Annotated in this window: 17 protein-coding genes and 1 tRNA gene; 17 read left to right on the forward strand and 1 reads right to left on the reverse strand. The window is 60.0% G+C overall.

The genetic code is table 11. The features are described from left to right. The first annotated feature begins 9 nt into the window (after positions 1-9). From flgH to secF, 11 genes are all read left to right on the forward strand, one after another. Positions 10-684, forward strand: coding sequence for a flagellar basal body L-ring protein FlgH (gene flgH, locus JL474_RS02600; RefSeq protein ID WP_203140802.1), 675 nt, complete (start codon positions 10-12; stop codon positions 682-684). Beyond that, complete coding sequence (locus JL474_RS02605) at positions 681-1,778, forward strand: flagellar basal body P-ring protein FlgI (RefSeq protein WP_203140803.1); 1,098 nt, start codon at positions 681-683, stop codon at positions 1,776-1,778. Before flgH ends, JL474_RS02605 begins: the two co-directional genes overlap by 4 nt. An 8-nt stretch (positions 1,779-1,786) precedes the next feature. Then, positions 1,787-2,800, forward strand: coding sequence for a flagellar assembly peptidoglycan hydrolase FlgJ (gene flgJ, locus JL474_RS02610; RefSeq protein WP_203140804.1), 1,014 nt, complete (start codon positions 1,787-1,789; stop codon positions 2,798-2,800). 5 nt (positions 2,801-2,805) lie between these two features. Continuing rightward, the gene (gene flgK / locus JL474_RS02615) at positions 2,806-4,839 is read left to right on the forward strand and encodes a flagellar hook-associated protein FlgK (RefSeq protein WP_203140805.1); all 2,034 of its coding nucleotides are present in this window, start codon (positions 2,806-2,808) and stop codon (positions 4,837-4,839) included. Between the two features lie 23 nt (positions 4,840-4,862). Next, the gene (gene flgL / locus JL474_RS02620) at positions 4,863-6,410 is read left to right on the forward strand and encodes a flagellar hook-associated protein FlgL (RefSeq protein ID WP_203140806.1); all 1,548 of its coding nucleotides are present in this window, start codon (positions 4,863-4,865) and stop codon (positions 6,408-6,410) included. A 95-nt stretch (positions 6,411-6,505) separates the two neighbouring features. Continuing rightward, positions 6,506-6,592, forward strand: a tRNA-Leu gene (locus JL474_RS02625). An 81-nt stretch (positions 6,593-6,673) separates the two neighbouring features. Continuing rightward, positions 6,674-7,747 (forward strand): tRNA preQ1(34) S-adenosylmethionine ribosyltransferase-isomerase QueA, encoded by a 1,074-nt coding sequence (gene queA, locus JL474_RS02630; protein ID WP_203140807.1) that lies wholly within the window; start codon positions 6,674-6,676, stop codon positions 7,745-7,747. Between the two features lie 14 nt (positions 7,748-7,761). Beyond that, positions 7,762-8,886 carry a tRNA guanosine(34) transglycosylase Tgt gene (gene tgt / locus JL474_RS02635; protein WP_123633556.1) on the forward strand — a complete coding sequence of 375 codons (1,125 nt, stop codon included), beginning with the start codon at positions 7,762-7,764 and terminating at the stop codon, positions 8,884-8,886. Positions 8,887-8,964: 78 nt separating this feature from the next. Next, the gene (gene yajC, locus JL474_RS02640; protein ID WP_123633442.1) at positions 8,965-9,336 is read left to right on the forward strand and encodes a preprotein translocase subunit YajC; all 372 of its coding nucleotides are present in this window, start codon (positions 8,965-8,967) and stop codon (positions 9,334-9,336) included. 156 nt (positions 9,337-9,492) lie between these two features. After that, positions 9,493-11,370 (forward strand): protein translocase subunit SecD, encoded by a 1,878-nt coding sequence (gene secD, locus JL474_RS02645; protein WP_203140809.1) that lies wholly within the window; start codon positions 9,493-9,495, stop codon positions 11,368-11,370. Continuing rightward, positions 11,363-12,319: a protein translocase subunit SecF gene (gene secF, locus JL474_RS02650; RefSeq protein WP_203140814.1), complete on the forward strand. Its 957-nt coding sequence runs from the start codon at positions 11,363-11,365 to the stop codon at positions 12,317-12,319. The genes secD and secF overlap by 8 nt, the downstream gene beginning before the upstream one ends. Before the next feature lie 88 nt (positions 12,320-12,407). On the opposite strand, the gene JL474_RS02655 is transcribed toward secF, so the two are convergent. Beyond that, the gene (locus JL474_RS02655) at positions 12,408-13,208 is read right to left on the reverse strand and encodes an inositol monophosphatase family protein (RefSeq protein ID WP_203140816.1); all 801 of its coding nucleotides are present in this window, start codon (positions 13,206-13,208) and stop codon (positions 12,408-12,410) included. Between the two features lie 187 nt (positions 13,209-13,395). Here JL474_RS02655 and trmJ point away from each other — a divergent pair, with 187 nt between their 5' ends. The 6 genes from trmJ (at position 13,396) to rlmN (ending at position 18,571) form a co-directional block, all read left to right on the forward strand. Continuing rightward, the gene (gene trmJ, locus JL474_RS02660) at positions 13,396-14,208 is read left to right on the forward strand and encodes a tRNA (cytosine(32)/uridine(32)-2'-O)-methyltransferase TrmJ (RefSeq protein ID WP_123633438.1); all 813 of its coding nucleotides are present in this window, start codon (positions 13,396-13,398) and stop codon (positions 14,206-14,208) included. 3 nt (positions 14,209-14,211) lie between these two features. Beyond that, positions 14,212-14,979 (forward strand): serine O-acetyltransferase, encoded by a 768-nt coding sequence (cysE, locus tag JL474_RS02665; RefSeq protein ID WP_203140818.1) that lies wholly within the window; start codon positions 14,212-14,214, stop codon positions 14,977-14,979. Between the two features lie 132 nt (positions 14,980-15,111). Beyond that, positions 15,112-15,597 (forward strand): Fe-S cluster assembly transcriptional regulator IscR, encoded by a 486-nt coding sequence (gene iscR / locus JL474_RS02670; RefSeq protein WP_123633436.1) that lies wholly within the window; start codon positions 15,112-15,114, stop codon positions 15,595-15,597. Between the two features lie 71 nt (positions 15,598-15,668). After that, the gene (locus JL474_RS02675; protein WP_203140820.1) at positions 15,669-16,838 is read left to right on the forward strand and encodes an IscS subfamily cysteine desulfurase; all 1,170 of its coding nucleotides are present in this window, start codon (positions 15,669-15,671) and stop codon (positions 16,836-16,838) included. A 128-nt stretch (positions 16,839-16,966) separates the two neighbouring features. Beyond that, positions 16,967-17,395 (forward strand): nucleoside-diphosphate kinase, encoded by a 429-nt coding sequence (ndk, locus tag JL474_RS02680; RefSeq protein ID WP_123633434.1) that lies wholly within the window; start codon positions 16,967-16,969, stop codon positions 17,393-17,395. A gap of 63 nt (positions 17,396-17,458) precedes the next feature. Next, complete coding sequence (gene rlmN, locus JL474_RS02685; RefSeq protein WP_123633433.1) at positions 17,459-18,571, forward strand: 23S rRNA (adenine(2503)-C(2))-methyltransferase RlmN; 1,113 nt, start codon at positions 17,459-17,461, stop codon at positions 18,569-18,571. Positions 18,572-18,652 lie beyond the last annotated feature (81 nt).

Consider the following 18,652-nt stretch of genomic DNA (forward strand, 5'->3'; position numbering starts at 1 on the left):
TATAAGTCCATGCAATCCAGACTGACACCATTGCTGATCGTGATCCTGGCGGCCCTGCAGGGCTGTCAGGCCGTCAGCCGCCCGCGGGCAGTGCCCGACGATCCGGACTACGCGCCGGTCATGGCGCAATCCATGATGCAGCGTGATCCGTCGTCCGGCGCGATTTACCAGACGACGCGCAATTTCAATTTCTACGGCGATCGGGTGGCCCTCAACGTCGGCGACGTGCTGATGGTCAATCTGGAAGAGCAGACACAGGCGTCCAAGAGTGCTGACAACGAAATCAAGAAAGAAAACCAGGTTGATTTCAATGACGGCTCCATACTGGGTCTGGATAAGCTGAATCTGGCCACCAATCCTCAGTTCAATCGCGATTTCAAGGGGCAGGCGAACGCGGATCAGAGCAACAGTCTGGCCGGCAGCATCACGGTCACGGTCACGGATGTCTATCCAAACGGCGTCCTGCGGATTCGTGGCGAGAAGTGGATTTCGCTGACCAATGGCGATGAATACATCCGACTGACCGGTCTGGTTCGCCCGCAGGACATCTCGACCGATAACACCGTGTCGTCCAACCGGATCGCCGATGCGCGCATTGCCTACGGTGGCACCGGTGATTTCGACGACGCAACGCGCCAGGGCTGGCTGTCACGCTTCTTCAACAGCGAGTGGTTCCCGCTATGAGTCTGAAACGCGCCTTCCTGTCTTTGCTGGCACTGGCTTTATTGGCCCAGCCGGTGATGGCGGATCGCCTCAAGGATCTGGCCCGGGTCGCGGGTGTGCGGTCCAACCAGCTGGTGGGCTACGGCCTGGTGGTCGGGCTTGACGGTACCGGCGATTCCGCGCCGTTTACCGACCAGACGTTCCGCAACCTGATGAACCAGTTCGGCATCACCGTGCCGGCGAACGTGAATCCGAAACTGGATAACGTCGCGGCGGTGACGGTGCACGCCACCTTGCCACCGTTCGCCAAGCGCGGTCAGGAAATTGACATCACCGTGTCCTCGATCGGCAACGCCGACAGCCTGCGCGGGGGCAGCCTGCTGATGACGCCGCTGAAAGGGGCGGACGGCCAGGTCTACGCCATGGCCCAGGGCAGCCTCGTAGTCGGTGGCTTCGGCGCTTCCGGTGCGGATGGCTCGAAAATTACGGTGAACCTGCCCAGCGTGGGTCGTATTCCCAACGGCGCCTCCGTCGAGCGTGAAGTGACGTCGCCGTTTGATCGGGGTGACACCATCACCTTCAACCTGATGCGCCCGGATTTCACCACCGCCCGCCGGGTGGTGGACGTCATCAACGACACCCTCGGGCCGGATATGGCCTATGCCCACGATGCGAGCTCCATCTCCGTCAAGGCACCCCGGGATCCGTCCCAGCGGGTGAGTTTCCTGTCGGTGCTGGAAAACCTGGATGTGAACCCGGCGGAAGAGGCGGCCAAGGTCGTCATCAACAGCCGTACCGGCACGATCGTGGTGGGTCAGAACGTGCACGTGAGTCCGGCGGCCATTACCCATGGCAACCTCACGGTGACCATTGAAGAGAATCCGAACGTCAGCCAGCCGGGACCGCTGTCCGGCGGCGACACTGTGGTAACCCAGGACACCACGATCACGACCACCCAGGAGCCGGCGCGCATGTTCAAGTTCGGCCCGGCCGTCACGCTCAATGAGATTGTGGAAGCGGTAAACCAGGTGGGCGCGGCACCCAGCGATGTGATGGCGGTGCTGGAGGCTCTCAAACAGGCCGGTGCCCTGCGCGCCGAACTGATCGTGATCTAGGTGCTGTGATGCAGGATTCCCGGCTCGATTCAGCGCAATACTACACCGACTTCAGCGGCCTGAATGCCCTGAAGACGGAGGCGCACAAGGACAAGAAGGCCGCGCTGGAGCAGGTGGCCAAACAGTTCGAGAGCCTGTTCCTGGCGCAGATGCTGAAGTCCATGCGCAAGGTCAACGACGTGTATGCCGAGGGTAATTACCTGCACAGCAGTCAGTCGAAATTCTATCAGCAGATGTTCGACAGTCAGCTGACACTGAGCATGAGCCAGAAAGGCGGTGTCGGCCTCTCGGAGACGCTGGTCCGGCAACTGTCGAGGCAGATTCCGGGGATGCAGTCCGACGGCGACACGGCAGGCACGCACAAGGCGAGCATCACCGATTACCAGCGTAGCCTGCCGGCGCTGTCACCCCAGTTGCCGGACGAGGTGGCGCAGGTCAAGGCCATTGCCGGTAGCGCTGGCACAGAGGGCTCCCAGGCGGCCGGCGATGCCGCTGACGGCACGCTGCCCGAGCGTTTCGAATCCCCTGAACAATTTGTGCAGACCCTGCTACCGCTGGCCCAGAAGGTGGCCGGCGATTCCGGGATCGACCCCAAGGTCATGGTCGCCCAGGCGGCACTGGAAACCGGCTGGGGTAAGCACATGATTCGCGGGCAGGGCGGTGAAGCCAGTAACAACCTGTTCGGTATCAAGGCCGACAGCCGCTGGCAGGGGGATTCCGTGGACATTCTTACGACCGAGGTTCGCGACGGCATTCCGCTGAAAGAGCGAGCCGCATTCCGGTCCTATCCGGATTACCAGTCGAGCTTCGAGGACTACGTGGGCTTCCTGCAGGACAACCCGCGTTATCGCGATGTGCTCTCGGTGGCGGATGATCCGGAAGCCTTTGCGGACGGTCTGCAGCAGGCTGGCTACGCCACGGACCCGGCTTATGGCGCGAAGATTCGCGGCATTCTTAACAGTGACTCGTTCGATACGATCACAGGGCAGTCCCTGTCCCTGAACCAGGGTACTGAGGAGTAATTGTCATGGCGGGCCTGATCAACATCGGTCTTTCCGGCATTCTGGGGCATCAGTCGGCCCTGAATACCACCGGTAACAACATCACCAATGCCAATACCGATGGCTACAGCCGACAGCAGGTCACCCTGGAAGCCCAGAACGGCCAGCGGACCGGCGTGGGATCGGTCGGTACCGGTGTCAATGTCAGTGACATCCGCCGCATCACCGACCAGTTTGTGGTGAACCAGCTGCGCTCTGATACGTCTCTGTTCAATGAGCAGGATACGCTCAACACGGAGTTGACCAACCTGGACAACCTGCTGGGTGGTGAATCAACCGGTTTGAATACGGCTCTCAACAATTTCTTCAACAGCATCCAGAGTGCCGCCGAGGATCCGGCAGCGCTGCCGCAGCGCCAGTCCGTTCTGAGTGAAGCCCAGGGGCTGGTCAACCGCTTCCAGTCACTGCACGAGCAGCTGATCCAGCAGCGGCAATCGGTCACCGGTCAGATGGATCAGGCCACCTCGGACGTGAATTCCCTGCTGTCCAATATTGCCGATTTGAACGAGCAGATCGCGGAAAGCCCGGGGATTGCCCAGGGCAAGATGCCCAACGACCTGCTCGACAAGCGCGACGAAAAGCTGCGGCAGCTTTCCGAAATTATCCAGGTGAAGGTGTCAGAAACGGACGGCTATCAGGTCAACGTCTCGCTGACCAGTGGCCAGGCCTTGGTGGTGGGCGCCCAGGCGGCAAGCCTGTCGACGGAAACGTCAGACTCCGATCCGGCCAAGCTGAATTTCAAATTGACCAACGGCAACCGGGTGACGGATGTCACCGATCAGATTGTCGGTGGCTCACTGGGGGGGCTGCGCACCTTCCAGAACAAGGTGCTGGAGCCGGCGTTTGACCAGCTCGGTCGCATCGCACTGGCCGTTTCCGACAAGGTAAACCAGCAGCACAGCATCGGTATGGACCTGGAAGGCGATCTGGGCGGAATGTTCTTTACCGACATCAACAGCCGTGCTGCACAACTGGACCGGGTGACGCCCAACGCCAACAACGGGGCGCCGCAAGACGGCGTCGTGTCGGTGGAAATGACCGATACCACTGATCTGGCGGCCAAGTCCTACACCTTGAAGTTCAACGGCACCAACGGCGAGAACTTTGAAGTGGTGGATGTGGAAACCGGTGAAACCGTCCGCCAGGGCCAGCTGCCCGACCCGCTGCCGGCCGAGATCGAGATGCCGGGCTTCAACATCCACATCGAATCCGGCAGTTTCCAGGATGGGGACAGCTACCTGGTCCGGCCGACCCGCAATGCGGCGGCCAACATCGAGTTGCAAATCGACCGGGAAGAAGATCTGGCGTTTGCCACGCCCGTGACCGCTGAAGCCGACGAGGGCAACACGGGCGATGCCAGCATTACGCAGGGGACCATGTTGAGCGTCAAAAACCCGCTCACCAATGTGCCGTTGGATCAGTTCAGCCAGCGAGGTGAACTCTCGCCGCCGCTGATGGTGCGTTTTACTTCAGATACCGATTACGAAATTCTGGACGCGTCGGACCCAACCAATCCGCAGGCACTGAGTCCTCCGGTGACGGGCACCTACCAGCCGGGTGTCTCCAACAAACTGTTTTCAGAGGATCCCTCTGATCCGAACTACCGCGGTTTTCAGTTCTCGATCAGCGGCAACCCGGAAGCCAATGACGTGTTCATGATCAACTACAACACGGACGGGGTCTCCGATAACCGGAATGCCCAGCTCCTGGGCGGTCTGGGCACCGCCAATACCATGAACGGCGGTAGCCAGAGTTTCAGCGAGGCCTACGCGGGACTGGTTGAAACCGTGGGCACGACGACGCGTCAGAGCCAGATGGACCTGGAGGCCGGGCAGGCCCTGTTGGAGCAGTCTACCAATCAGCGTGAATCGGTTTCCGGTGTGAACCTTGATGAGGAAGCCGGGCGACTGATTCAGTATCAGGCAGGATACAACGCGTCGGCGCAGGTGATCAGCGTGGCGCAGGATCTATTCGATACCCTGTTAAGTACCTTTAGATAAGGCAGCCGCAGGAAGGAGCAAGCATGCGTATATCCTCACAGCAGATCTTTAATGGGGGCGTCAACCGGCTGCAGGACCTCAACACCCAGCTGCAGAAGACGCAGCAGCAGATTTCCACCGGTAAGCGGGTCATCAATCCGTCGGACGATCCGGTGGCTGCAGCCCGGTTGCTCAAGCTCGATCAGCAGAATGCCCAGATCGATCAGTATCAGCGCGGCATCGATCTGGCGGAAAACCGCTTGCAGCAGGAAGAGAGCGCCCTGTCGAACATCACCGACGTGATCCAGCGGGTGCGTGAGTTGACCGTCGAAGCCGGTAACGGCGCGCTTTCTCCGGAAGACCGCAAATCCGTGGCGGCCGAACTCAAGGAGCGGCTGTCCCAGCTGGCGGGGCTCGCCAACACCCGCGATGCCTCCGGCGAATATATCTTCAGCGGTTTCAAGGGCAACACCCAGGCCTATCAGCAGAACGTGTCCGGCAGCTGGGTCTACCAGGGCGACGAAGGACAGCGTGAGCTGGAAATCGACGCCGGGGTCAGTGTGGCCATCAGCGACAACGGCAAGAAACTGTTTTCCGATGTCGCCAGCAACAACCCGACCTTTTTCACTGAGGCCAGCAGTGCCAACACCTCCAACCCGCCGGCGACCATCAGCTCAGGCATGATGCTCGACCAGGATGTCTTCAACAGCGTCTATCCGGACGATCTGATCGTGGAGGTGGATACCGCGGCGGGCACTTACACGGTCACCAACCGATCCACCGGGGCGGATCTGACGCCGGCGAATAACAGTTACACCAGCGGCGACAGTATCGAAGTGGCGGGTATCCAGTTCGAGATTACCGGTGCTGCTGATGGCGACAAATTCCTGGTGAAGACCTCGGACAGTCAGTCGGTGTTCAGCACGATCGAGAAACTGATCTATGGCCTGGAATCTCAGCCCAAGAAACCGGCCGTGGCCACCGTTAACGATTTCTCCGCCCAGGCGGGCGGTGATTCGCTCAGCATTAACGGCGTGACTTTCAGCTTTGATAATACCGATGGGCTGGCGGACCTGGCGGATGCCATCAACAACAGTACAGACGAGGCGCTGAAGGGCGTCAGCGTCAACACGGATGACTTGCCGGGATCGATCCAGATTGAATCAACCGATGGTGACCTGGCGATTGACGCCGGTGGCTGGGGGGGCAACCTGGATGTCTCCGGTGCCAAATTCCAGAACATTGATATCAACGGCGGCGCGATTCAGGCCGACAGCACGGATTCGGCCAGTTTTGCCAGCGGTCAGCAGGCGTTTGACGATTTGATAGCCGACTCCCTCGTGAACCTGGACAACGCCCAGGAAAGCATTCTGGTGACCCAGACCGATATTGGCGGGCGTCTGAATGCGGTGGACTCCACCCGGGACTTCCTGTCGGATTCCTCCATTTACACGGATAAAATCACCTCGCAACTGCGCGACGTGGATTACGCCGAGGCCGTCAGCACGCTCAGTTTCCAGAGTTTCGTGCTGCAGGCCGCGCAGCAGTCGTTCGCCCAGGTGTCGCAGCTCTCGTTGTTCGATCGGATCTAATGAAATGGCCCTGTTTCGGCGGGGCTTTCAACAAATCAGACGCTTGGCGGTTGACCCTGAGATTCGCCTCAGTATAATCGCGGCACTCTCCAATTGCCGGGGTGGTGAAACTGGTAGACACGCGAGATTCAAAATCTCGTGCAGGCAACTGCGTGTGGGTTCGAGTCCCACCCCCGGCACCATAATCCAAACGTGATACGCATCCTCCGGGACCTGAATGCCAGCCGTTGGTGAGTCCCCTTGCCAGATCAGGTTGAGCCGCCATGAAAGTCTCCGATTTCCATTACGACCTCCCGGACGAGCTGATTGCACGCTATCCCCTTGAGCAGCGCAGCGCGAGCCGTCTGTTGCACCTTGATGGCCCAACGGGCACGATCGATCACCGCCGGTTTCGCGACATTCTTGATCTTCTGGAGCCGGGCGATCTGCTGGTCTTCAATAACACCCGTGTGATTCCGGCCCGCCTGTTCGGTCAGAAAGAAACCGGCGGCAAGCTGGAAATCCTGGTGGAGCGGGTGCTCGATCAGCGGGAATTGCTGGCCCATATCCGGTCGTCCAAGTCGCCCAAGCCCGGTCAGCGCATTCTCGTAGAAGGCGAGGGCGCTTTCCGCGTGGTCGGTCGCCAGGACGCGCTTTTCCATCTTGCGCTGGACAGCGGTGCGGAATCGGTGCTCGAGCTGCTGGAGGCGGTCGGCCATATGCCGCTGCCGCCCTATGTCGATCGACCGGACGAAGGCTCCGACCGGGAGCGCTACCAGACCGTCTATGCCCGGGAAGCGGGCGCCGTAGCCGCGCCGACGGCCGGCCTGCATTTCGATGAAACCCTGATGGCCGAACTGGAAGAACGGGGCATCGAACAGGCTTTTGTGACCTTGCACGTGGGGGGTGGCACGTTCCAACCGGTTCGCGTTGACAGTGTCGAAGAGCACCATATGCACAGTGAAGTGGTCGACGTGCCCGAAGAGACCGTCGCCGCCGTCGCTCGTGCTCGGGCTCGTGGCGGTCGGGTTGTCGCCGTCGGTACCACCTCTGTGCGCTCGCTGGAGTCCGCTTCCGTCGGTGGCGAACTGGTCGCTTTCCAGGGCGAAACGGACATTTTTATCTACCCCGGTTATCGCTTCCAGTGCGTGGATGTGTTGATTACCAATTTCCATCTGCCGGAATCCACCCTCATTATGCTGGTGAGCGCTTTCGCGGGTTATGACGGCGTTATGGCGGCCTATCGGGCGGCTGTGGCAGAGCGCTACCGGTTTTTCAGTTATGGCGATGCCATGTTTGTGACCGGCGAGAAGCCGTCGGCGCAGGCGGAGCGCGCCCAGCAGGAGTCAGAACGATGAGTGATCGTTGTTTCATGTCCTTCAAGACCTCCGCCACCGACGGCCGGGCACGGCGCGGCACCCTGACTTTCCCGCGGGGTGAAGTGCAGACGCCGGCTTTCATGCCGGTTGGTACCTACGGCACCGTCAAGGGCATGCTGCCGCGCGACATTCAGGAGATCGGCGCCGAAATCATCCTGGGTAACACCTTCCATCTGATGTTGCGCCCCGGCACGAACGTCATCAGCGAGCACGGCGACCTGCACGACTTTACCCAGTGGCAGGGACCGATCCTGACCGACTCCGGCGGTTTCCAGGTGTTCAGCCTGGGGGAAATGCGCAAGATCACCGAGGCCGGCGTTAAATTCCGCTCGCCGGTGGATGGCTCGCCGGTGGAGCTCTCCCCGGAAATCTCGATGGAAGTCCAGCGCAAGCTGGGATCGGACATCGTCATGATCTTCGACGAGTGCACCCCGTATCCGGCCACCGAAAAGCAGGCGAAGGACTCCATGGAAATGTCCCTGCGTTGGGCCCAGCGCAGCCGGGATGCTCACGGTGATAGCCCTTCGGCACTGTTCGGTATCGTCCAGGGCGGCATGTACGAGCCGCTTCGGGAACGATCTCTGGAAGGACTGGTCAATATCGGGTTTGACGGTTATGCAATCGGTGGTCTGTCCGTGGGCGAGCCCAAGGAAGACATGATCCGCATCCTGGATTTCCTGCCGCCGAAGATGCCGGCGGACAAGCCGCGCTACCTGATGGGCGTGGGTAAGCCGGAGGATATCGTCGAGGCCGTACGCCGCGGTGTGGATATGTTTGACTGCGTCATGCCGACACGCAATGCGCGTAATGGCCATCTGTTTACCAGCGAGGGCGTGATCAAGATCCGTAACGCGCGGCACCGTAACGACACCGGGCCCCTGGATTCAGACTGTGACTGCTACACCTGCCAGCACTTTTCGCGGGGCTACCTGCATCATCTTGACCGGTGCGGTGAAATGCTGGGATCACAGCTCAATACGATCCATAACCTGCGGTATTATCAGAACCTGATGGCTGGATTGCGTGGGGCTATTGAAGCAGGTACATTGTCGGACTTTATCCACCAGTTCTACGCGCGTCGGGGGCAGTCCGTGCCGCCGCTGGCCGGCGAATCCTGAATGGGGTTTGCGGGGACCGGTCGCCGATGCGTTTCCCTTTATGAAAGGGCCGATTTCAATCAATAACGGAGTACACGAATGAAAGCTTTGCGTAATGCGCTGTCTGTCTGTCTGGCTGCCTCCCCCGCGGCGGCAATGGCCCAGCAAGCCGGCGGCGCCGGCCAGGGCGGCATGGGTGTGATCGGGCAGGTGATCTTTTTTGCCGGCTTCATCCTGATTTTCTACCTCCTGATCTGGCGTCCGCAGTCCAAGCGTGCCAAAGAGCACAAAAACCTGATGGCTGGCCTGAGCAAAGGCGATGAGGTGGTGACCTCCGGCGGCATGGCCGGCCGGATTACCAAGGTGACTGATGACTTCATCGTTATCGAAGTGGCTGACAACGTCGAAGTAAAAGTCCAGAAGGTGGCTGTTGCGACAGCGCTGCCGAAAGGCACCCTGAAAGACATCTGATCGGACTATCAAGGGGCACTCGGGTGCCCCTTCGTTTATCAGGTCGTCGCGGTCCGGCGTCGGCCTGAAACAGGCTAGCGGCGGAGCCCTTCGCCGCGTGTCACGGTTCAAGAATGATACAGGGCTGGTGCACACCAGCAGATAACAAGGCATTCCATGCTCAACAAATTCCCGCTCTGGAAAAACATTGTGATTCTGGTCGCTGTCGTGATCGGTTTCATATACGCGTTGCCCAACCTCTATCCGGATGACTACGCCATCCAGATCACCGGTGCGCGCAGCAGTACGCAGGTGGACCAGGCTACTCTGGACAAGGCTGTCGATGCGCTCAATCAGGAGGGTATTGCGGTCAAGGAAGCGACTCTGAATCCGCCGAACGGCCTGATTCGGGTCAACACGGCAGAGGCGCAGCTGAGCGCCCGGCCGGTCATTCAGGAAGCGTTGGGTCGCGAGTACCTGGCAGCGCTGAATATGGCACCGACCACGCCGGATTGGCTGCGCAGCATCGGCGCCGGTCCGATGAAGCTGGGCCTCGACCTGCGCGGTGGTGTCCACTTCCTGCTTGAAGTGGATATGGACAGTGCGCTGCAGAAGCGTCTCGAGGTCTATTCCAGCGAGATCAAGCGTCAGCTGCGGGAAGAGCATATCCGCTACCGCGGTGGCGATGTGGGTGACGGCAATACCATCCAGTTGGTGTTCCGTGACGATGCGTCCCAGGATCAGGCCTTCGAACTGATTCGTGACCAGTACAACGAATTCCTGCTCGACAAGACCACCGACGACAATGGCCAGCAGGTGCTGTCTCTGCAGCTCTCCGAGAAGAAGGTCAAGGAGATTCAGGACTACGCCCTCAAGCAGAACCTGACCACCATTCGTAACCGGGTCAACGAGCTGGGTGTGGCCGAGCCGCTGGTGCAGCGCCAGGGCCGCGACCGCATCGTCGTGGAGTTGCCGGGTGTTCAGGATACCGCGCAGGCCAAACGGGTACTGGGTGCCACGGCCAACCTGGAATTCCGTCTGGAAGCCCGCCAGGACGCACCGTCCAGTTCCACCGAAGTCTATCCGTTCCGTGATGATCCGGAGCGCACGGCCCGCCTTGAGCGCGAAATCATCGTCACCGGTGAGAACGTGGCCAATGCACAACAGGCCTTCGACCAGAACGGCCAGCCGCAGGTCAACATCACGCTCGATAGCACCGGGGGCGACCGCATGACCCGTGCTACCCGTGATGCCATCAAGCGCCGCATGGCGGTGTTGTTCATCCAGTACCGGACCGAGACCGTCAAGAAGCGTGTGGACGGCAAGGTTCAGGAAGTGGAAGAGCGTAAGGTCAATCGCAGCATCATCAGCCTGGCGACGATCCAGTCCACGCTGGGCAGCTCGTTCCGGATTACCGGCCTGGATTCCACCGCCGAAGCCGGCGAACTGGCCCTGTTGCTGCGCGCCGGCTCGCTGGCCGCGCCGATGTACTTCGTACAGGAACGGACCATCGGGCCAAGCCTGGGGCAGAAGAACATCGATTCCGGTGTCATGTCGGTGACCGTGGGCTTTGCTCTGGTGCTCCTGTACATGCTGCTGTACTACCGCTTCTTTGGTCTGGTCGCCAACGTGGCGCTGGCAGTGAACCTGATGCTGCTGGTGGCGTGTATGTCGATCCTGTCGGCCACGCTGACGCTGCCGGGTATCGCCGGTATCGTTTTGACGGTGGGTATGGCGGTTGATGCCAACGTCTTGATATTTGAGCGAATAAAGGAAGAGCTCAGGCTCGGGGTTCCGCCCCAGAGTGCGATCAATGCCGGTTTCTCCCGGGCGTTTGTGTCGATCTTTGACGCCAACATCACGACGCTGCTGGTCGCGGTCATCCTGTTTGCCATGGGCTCCGGCCCGGTGAAAGGGTTCGCCGTGACCCTGTGTATCGGCATCCTGACGTCCATGTTCACCGGGCTGCTGGTCAGTCGCGCAATCATCAATCTGATTTACGGTGGTCGCAAGGTCGAGAAGCTTGCGATCGGGGGGAAGCTCGCCAATGGCTAAATTGACCGAGAACACCATTAATTTCATGGGAGTCCGGCGCCTGGCGTCCTTCGGGTCGCTAACGGCGGTTATCCTCTCGATCATCATTCTGGCCATTAACGGCCTCAACCTGGGCCTGGACTTCACCGGTGGTACGTCCATCGAGTTCGCCTACGAGAAGGCGCCCTCCCTGGATGAAGTGCGCCAGACGCTCGACGACGCGGGCTACAAGGAGTTCGTGGTCCAGAATTTCGGTGACGAGAAGTCCGTCCTGGTGCGCCTGCGCCAGGATTTCGACGACAAGCTTGCCGAGAACATGGCCGATGACCTGCGCGCGAATGGTGCCAAGGTCGACATGGTGCGGGCCGAGTTCGTCGGTTCGCAGGTGGGCGATGAGCTGAAGGAGAGCAGTGGCCTGGGTATGCTGCTGGCCCTGTTTGTGGTGCTGGTCTATGTCGGCATGCGCTTCCAGTTCAAGTTTGGTGTGGCGTCCGTACTGCCTCTGGCCCACGACGTCATCGTCGTGCTGGGTGTGTTCTCCCTGTTTCAGTGGACATTCGACCTCAGTGTGCTCGCAGCGTTGCTGGCGGTTATCGGTTACTCGCTGAACGATACGATCATCGTGGCCGACCGTATTCGCGAGAATTTCCGCAAGCTGCGTACCGGCAACAGCGAGGAGATCATCAACCACTCGATCACTGAAACCATGAGCCGGACCCTGAACACTTCGGGCACGACGCTCGTGGTGCTGTTGGCGCTGTTCCTGCTGGGCGGCGAGGCGATCCACAACTTCTCCATAGCCCTGCTGATCGGCATCCTGGTGGGTACCTATTCATCCATCTATGTGGCCGCGAACCTGCTGATCATGATGGGGGTCAGTCGCGAGGATCTGGTCGTGCCGGCGAAAGAGGGTGCGGCCGGTCAACAGGCGGAGGAAGAGGAGCCGCCGGAGTGGCTGAACCGGATGTAAGGGTGATGCTCTGACACACAAAAAAGGCCGCAATTGCGGCCTTTTTTATGCGTGCCTGACAGGCACGGAAGCGATGCGGTTGCCGGGCTTACCTGGGCAGGCGGCCGCGGAACGGGTGCAGCGTCTTGAGCAGGTCCTTGAACAGCTTGGGGTTGGCAATGGCCAGCTGCCGGCTGCTTTCCTGGCTTGACGGGTTGCCCGAGAAGTCGCCGGAAAGACCGCCTGATTCGTGAGTCAGCAACAGGCCGAGGGCTTGCTCTACAGCGGTTGGCCGGAAAACAACGATGCCATCCAGGTGACCGGCGCTGGCGCGGGCCATATCCAGCAGTGTACAGCCGCAAGTACGAACGCGGCCGGATTCGCGCGCCAGCGTGCTGATCAGTTCGCCCCAAACCAGTGGGTCTTCGGTTTCACGGGTAAACTCGAGGACGTTGGTGGACAGGGTGGCCCGACCGATCTGCTGGGCGCCGTTCATGCGGATGCGGCGGCTATTGAGGGCGGCGCCGTGGCCGCGGCTGGCGGAATACTCTTCGCCGGTAATCGGGTTGACCACCAGCATGTGCTCGGCCCGGTTGCCTTTCTTCTGGACCAAGGCCAACACGAACTCGGGAATGCCGCGCAGGAAGTTGTCACTGCCGATCAGCGGAAACACATGCCAGCTGAGATCATGGCCCGCGGCATCGATATCGCCGGCTGGTGCAATGTAGTGGTCCTTGTACGCCTTCTGCAGTTGCTCAGAAAAATTGGCGTAGATGGAGGCTTCCGCCCGGTCAAGTTGGGTGCGGGCAGCGTCGTCGACAGTGGCAGGATCCTGACGTTCAAAATGGGCCTTGAGGTACTCGGAACCCTGGCGCGCAATGCGCAGGGCCATCTTAATCGCTGGTTGCATGGATCTCTCTGACACTTGACTGGTTAAAGGGCGCGTATGATAGCAAAACACGGGGCTTGCTTGTACGTTTTTTGGGAATACAGGGCATAGGGGATTACCCGGCTGGAGCTGTTGCAGCGCATCATCACGGTACGCTTTCTGGTATCATTGCCCGCCTCGTTGATATTGACTCGCCAGAGGCGCCTGAATGACCCAGTACGACCCACACGCCCACATCCGCATTGTCCTGGTGGAAACGTCCCATTCCGGAAACATCGGGGCCGCTGCCCGTGCCATGAAAAATATGGGGCTGTCCAATCTTTACCTGGTGAATCCGGCGTCGTTCCCGGACGAGGCGTCCTACGCACGCTCCTCGGGCGCTTCGGAAATTCTGGATCGGGCAACGGTCGTCGATACGCTGGATGAGGCCATCGCCGACTGTGCACTGGTGATGGGAACCAGTGCGCGGGGGCGCAAAGTACCCTGGCCGGTCATTCCACCGACCGATTGCGCGGAGCGGGCCGCGGAGCAGGCGGGTAACGGCGAGGTGGCGCTTGTATTCGGTCGCGAAAACAGCGGTCTGAGCAATGAAGAATTGCAGCGATGCCATTACCATATTCATATACCGTCCAACCCGGACTACAGTTCGCTCAATCTGGCCATGGCGGTTCAGGTCATCTGCTACGAAGTGCGCATGCATCATCTGAAAAGGCTGGATGCGCAGGGCGAAGAAACGGCGTTGCGCCCGGTCTTGCAGCCCGGTGACGAGGGGTGGGATATCAAGGCGGCGTCGGTCAACGATGTGGAAGGCTTTTTCGGGCACCTTGAAGACGTGCTCGTGGATATTGATTTCCATCGCCGGGAAAACCCGCGGCAGTTGATGACACGGTTGCGTCGACTGTTTCAGCGGGCCCATCTGGATCAGATGGAAATCAACATTCTGCGCGGTATCCTGACGGCCGTGCAGAAAAGTGCGGGGGGCGCGGATCGTCGCCCCGAAGCGGAGCAGGAACAGGAATAAACTATGTTCGAGCGTTTGCGTGAAGATGTCGGCAGCGTATTCCACCGCGACCCGGCGGCCCGGAATACCTTTGAGGTGCTCACCAATTACCCGGGGCTGCACGCGCTCCTGTTTTATCGTGTCGCGCACTCGCTCTGGTGTCGGGGATTCAAATGGCTGGCGCGGACCATTTCCACGCTGGCCCGTTGGTTGACCGGCATCGAAATTCACCCCGGTGCCGTCATTGGTCGACGCTTCTTTATCGACCATGGCATGGGGGTCGTCATTGGCGAAACCACTGTGATTGGCGATGACGTAACGCTCTATCAGGGCGTGACCCTGGGTGGGACCAGTTGGAATAAGGGCAAGCGCCATCCCACGCTGGGTAACGGTGTGGTCATCGGCGCCGGCGCCAAGATTCTCGGCCCGTTTGAGGTGGGGGATCGTGCGAAGGTCGGTTCCAATTCCGTGGTCACCAAGGCGGTACCCGCCGATGCCACTGTCGTCGGTATTCCGGGGCGCGTGATCGTCAAGCGGGACAGCGAAGCGGAGAAGGACAAGCGCCGGGAGATGGAGCAGCGTATGGGCTTCGATGCCTATGGCGTGACTGAGGAGATGCCGGATCCGGTCGCCCGTGCCGTTCGCAGTCTGCTTGACCACATGCATGTGGTGGATGATCGGATTGAAAGCATGTGCAAGGCGCTGCAGCGCGTTGACAAAGAGTATCGCAATGGGGCGTTGCCAGCGATCGACGAAGAGGATTTCGACTGCGTCAGAGATGACAAGGAATAGTTCGGGTGGGGCGGTAAGTCCGCGAACTGGCAGCGGTTTTGCCGTCCTGCTTAATACTTGACTGAAATAGTCGGTCAATTCATACTTTCAGGTCGGTAGAATCCATTTCCCGATCTTTCGAGGCCGTAATCCATGCGACTGACCACCAAGGGGCGCTACGCAGTCACTGCGATGCTGGACCTTGCGCTGCACGCCGAGGATGGCCCCGTTACGCTGGCGGATATTTCCCAGCGTCAGGATATTTCGCTGTCCTACCTCGAGCAGCTGTTTGCCAAGCTTCGCCGCCACAAGCTGGTGGTCAGCGTCAGAGGCCCTGGCGGCGGCTATCAGTTGGGTCGACCGTACGACACCGTTTTTATCTCGGAAGTCGTTGATGCGGTCAACGAGTCCCTTGATACCACCCGTTGCCAGAACAAGGGCGATTGCCAGAACGGCGAAAAGTGTCTGACGCATCACCTGTGGTCGGACCTGAGTGACCAGATTCACGCGTTCCTGAGCGAAATCAGTCTGGCTGACCTGATGCGAAAACGCGAGATCCAGGTGGTCGCGGAGCGCCAGAACCAGCGGCAGGCGGAGACCATCAATACCCAACGCCTGAGGCAGGGCGATCCGGTCTGACCGTCCCCGTCCCGGCCCGTGGTCAGGGCCTGAACGAAACAACCCCGTGTCCCACTCAATCCCAGAGCGCTATGAAAAAACCAGTCTATCTTGATTATGCGGCGACCACGCCGGTGGACCCCCGGGTTGCCGAACGCATGGTGGAGCACCTGACACTTGACGGTGTGTTCGGCAATCCGGCTTCCCGGTCCCACGGTTATGGCTGGCAGGCGGAGGCCGCGGTTGAAGGGGCGCGGCGTCAGGTGGCGGACCTGCTGGGGTGCGACCCGCGCGAAATTGTCTGGACCTCGGGCGCGACAGAATCCGATAACCTCGCCATCAAGGGCGTCGCTGCCCGCTATCCGGGTGGCCACATCATCACTTCCGCCATCGAGCACAAGGCGGTCCTGGACACGTGCGCGTGGCTGGAGTCCCAGGGGATGCAGTTGACGTATCTGCAGCCCGACGCCCAGGGTCATGTGACGCTGGATCAGGTGAAAGAGGCGATGCGGCCAGAGACCTGTCTTGTCAGCCTGATGTGGGTGAACAACGAAATCGGCGTCATTACCGATGTCGGTGCGATCGGCCGCTGGCTGCGAGAGCAGGGCGTCCTGTTTCACGTGGATGCGGCCCAGGCCGCGGGTAAGCTGGCCATCGACTTGTCGACGACCGCGGTGGACTTGATGTCGCTGTCCGGGCACAAGGTCTACGGGCCCAAGGGCGTCGGTGCTCTCTACGTGCGCCGGGATCCCGCGGTCCGTATTGAAGCCCAGATCCATGGCGGTGGCCACGAGCGGGGCATGCGTTCAGGAACGCTGCCGACGCATCAGATCGTGGGTATGGGAGAGGCGTTCCGGATTGCCGGAGAGGAGCTGGGTGGTGAGCGCGAGCGCCTGACGGCGCTGAGAGGTCAGTTCCTTACCGGCGTGACCCGGCTGGCCGGCGTCAGTCTGAATGGCGATGCGGAACTCTCGGTGCCGGGTATTGTCAATCTGAGTTTTGAGGGTGTTGACGGCGAATCGCTGATGCTCGGTTTGCGGGAACTGGCTGTGTCATCCGGCTCAGCCTGCGCCTCGGCGTCGCTGGAGCCTTCTTATGTACTGCGGGCGTTGGGTGTCAGTGATGAGCTGGCTCACAGCGCACTGAGGTTTTCGTTCGGACGTTTCACGACCACAGAGGAAGTCGACTTTGCCGTTGGCGAGATTGGCACGGTTCTGGAGCGATTGCGGGAGCGACAGAGGACCCGTTCGGGGGTCCGGTAGGCAGTCGCCGGCTTCCCGCGTATAATCGCCGTTTAGTTTTTAGGGAGCCTCGGAGAATGTTTCGGCCATGATCGATGGTCGGGACGTTTTTCGAGGCTCCTTAACCTATAACCAACTGGAGATTTAGCATGTCTAACGAGCGCACGCTCTCTATCGTCAAGCCGGACGCCGTCGCCAAGAACGTCATCGGTGAGATCTACAGCCGCTTTGAAAAAGGCGGACTGAGCATTGTCGCCGCTAAAATGATGCACCTGACCCAGGAGCAGGCTGAAGGCTTCTACGCCGAGCACAAAGAGCGTCCTTTCTTCCCGGATCTGGTTGCGTTCATGACCTCTGGCCCTGTTGTCGTTCAGGTTCTGGAAGGTGAAGGCGCGATCGCCAAGAACCGTGACCTGATGGGCGCGACCAACCCGAAAGAAGCCGATCCGGGCACCATCCGTGCCGATTTCGCGTCTTCCATCGACGCCAATGCGGTTCACGGCTCCGACTCTCCGGCGTCCGCCGAGCGTGAAATCGCTTATTTCTTCAACGACAATGAGATCTGCCCGCGCGGCTGATTCCATTGGAGGGCGGCGGCTTCGGCCTGCCGCCCGACGGGTTATTTGATCGAGGTTATGACCATGACATCGCCGGCCGAAAAAACCAACCTTCTGGGGTTGCCGAAGGCCAAACTGGAAGCCTTTTTTGAATCGCTGGGCGAGAAGAAATTCCGGGCGACCCAGATCCTGAAGTGGATGCACCAACACGGTGTGGATGACTTCGATCAAATGACTAACGTCAGCAAGGCGTTACGTGAAAAACTTAAGGAAGTTGCCGAGATTCGTGGGCCGGAAGTGGTCTACGACGAAACGTCGAAGGATGGCACCCGCAAGTGGGTCATGCGAATGGACAGCGGCAACAGCGTCGAAACCGTCCTGATTCCGGATGGCGAGCGCGGCACTCTCTGCGTCTCGTCACAGATCGGTTGCAGTCTGGACTGCACGTTCTGCTCTACCGGTAAGCGGGGGTTCAACCGGAATCTGTCTGCCGCCGAGATCATCGGTCAGGTCTGGGTGGCGCGTCGCTCGTTCATGCCGTTTGAATCCGCCGGGGATCGGCCGATCACCAACGTGGTGATGATGGGGATGGGCGAACCGCTGCTGAACTTCGACAACGTCGTCGATGCGATGAACCTGATGATGGAGGACCTCGCTTACGGTCTTTCCAAGCGTCGGGTGACGCTGAGTACATCCGGCGTGGTGCCGGCACTGGATCGTCTGGGTGAACTGACCGACGTGTCATTGGCGATCTCCCTGCACGCACCGAACGACGAGCTGCGAAACAAGCTGGTTCCGCTCAACAAGAAGTACCCGATTGCCGAGCTTCTCGCGGCGACGCGGCGCTATCTGGCTCGTTTGCCGGACAAGCGTAAGGTCACGATCGAGTACACGGTCATTGCCGGCGTTAACGATCACCTTGAGCATGCGCACGAGCTGACCCGGCTGCTGAAGGGGCTGCCCTGCAAGATCAACCTGATTCCGTTCAATCCGTTCCCGGAAAGCGACTTCAAGCGTCCCAAGTCGATGGCGACACGGCGCTTCCAGGGCATCCTGAATGAGGCAGGTTATGTCACCACCGTGCGTACGACGCGCGGCGATGATATTGATGCGGCGTGTGGCCAGCTGGTTGGCCAGTTTGAGGATCGGACCCGTCGCAGCCAGCGTTATATTCCCGTTCACCATGTTGCTCCATGATGGTTCGCCCCTATAAAACGAAAACGAGAAGGATCTGTTTAGCGTGAAAGTCCCTGGTCTGTCTGTCTGTGTTGTCAGAGT

The organism is Marinobacter mangrovi, assembly GCF_016798325.1.
Classification (GTDB): domain Bacteria; phylum Pseudomonadota; class Gammaproteobacteria; order Pseudomonadales; family Oleiphilaceae; genus Marinobacter_A; species Marinobacter_A mangrovi.

Excerpts from the sequence above, each read along its gene's own strand:
- queA (WP_203140807.1), top strand. The coding sequence starts at position 6,674 with ATGAAAGTCTCCGATTTCCATTACGACCTCCCGGACGAGCTGATTGCA.
- ndk (WP_123633434.1), top strand. The coding sequence starts at position 16,967 with ATGTCTAACGAGCGCACGCTCTCTATCGTCAAGCCGGACGCCGTCGCC.
- trmJ (WP_123633438.1), top strand. The coding sequence starts at position 13,396 with ATGACCCAGTACGACCCACACGCCCACATCCGCATTGTCCTGGTGGAA.
- tgt (WP_123633556.1), top strand. The coding sequence starts at position 7,762 with ATGTCCTTCAAGACCTCCGCCACCGACGGCCGGGCACGGCGCGGCACC.
- JL474_RS02675 (WP_203140820.1), top strand. The coding sequence starts at position 15,669 with ATGAAAAAACCAGTCTATCTTGATTATGCGGCGACCACGCCGGTGGAC.
- yajC (WP_123633442.1), top strand. The coding sequence starts at position 8,965 with ATGAAAGCTTTGCGTAATGCGCTGTCTGTCTGTCTGGCTGCCTCCCCC.
- flgJ (WP_203140804.1), top strand. The coding sequence starts at position 1,787 with ATGCAGGATTCCCGGCTCGATTCAGCGCAATACTACACCGACTTCAGC.
- rlmN (WP_123633433.1), top strand. The coding sequence starts at position 17,459 with ATGACATCGCCGGCCGAAAAAACCAACCTTCTGGGGTTGCCGAAGGCC.
- iscR (WP_123633436.1), top strand. The coding sequence starts at position 15,112 with ATGCGACTGACCACCAAGGGGCGCTACGCAGTCACTGCGATGCTGGAC.
- secF (WP_203140814.1), top strand. The coding sequence starts at position 11,363 with ATGGCTAAATTGACCGAGAACACCATTAATTTCATGGGAGTCCGGCGC.
- flgH (WP_203140802.1), top strand. The coding sequence starts at position 10 with ATGCAATCCAGACTGACACCATTGCTGATCGTGATCCTGGCGGCCCTG.
- JL474_RS02605 (WP_203140803.1), top strand. The coding sequence starts at position 681 with ATGAGTCTGAAACGCGCCTTCCTGTCTTTGCTGGCACTGGCTTTATTG.
- flgL (WP_203140806.1), top strand. The coding sequence starts at position 4,863 with ATGCGTATATCCTCACAGCAGATCTTTAATGGGGGCGTCAACCGGCTG.
- JL474_RS02655 (WP_203140816.1), bottom strand. The coding sequence starts at position 13,208 with ATGCAACCAGCGATTAAGATGGCCCTGCGCATTGCGCGCCAGGGTTCC.
- flgK (WP_203140805.1), top strand. The coding sequence starts at position 2,806 with ATGGCGGGCCTGATCAACATCGGTCTTTCCGGCATTCTGGGGCATCAG.
- secD (WP_203140809.1), top strand. The coding sequence starts at position 9,493 with ATGCTCAACAAATTCCCGCTCTGGAAAAACATTGTGATTCTGGTCGCT.
- cysE (WP_203140818.1), top strand. The coding sequence starts at position 14,212 with ATGTTCGAGCGTTTGCGTGAAGATGTCGGCAGCGTATTCCACCGCGAC.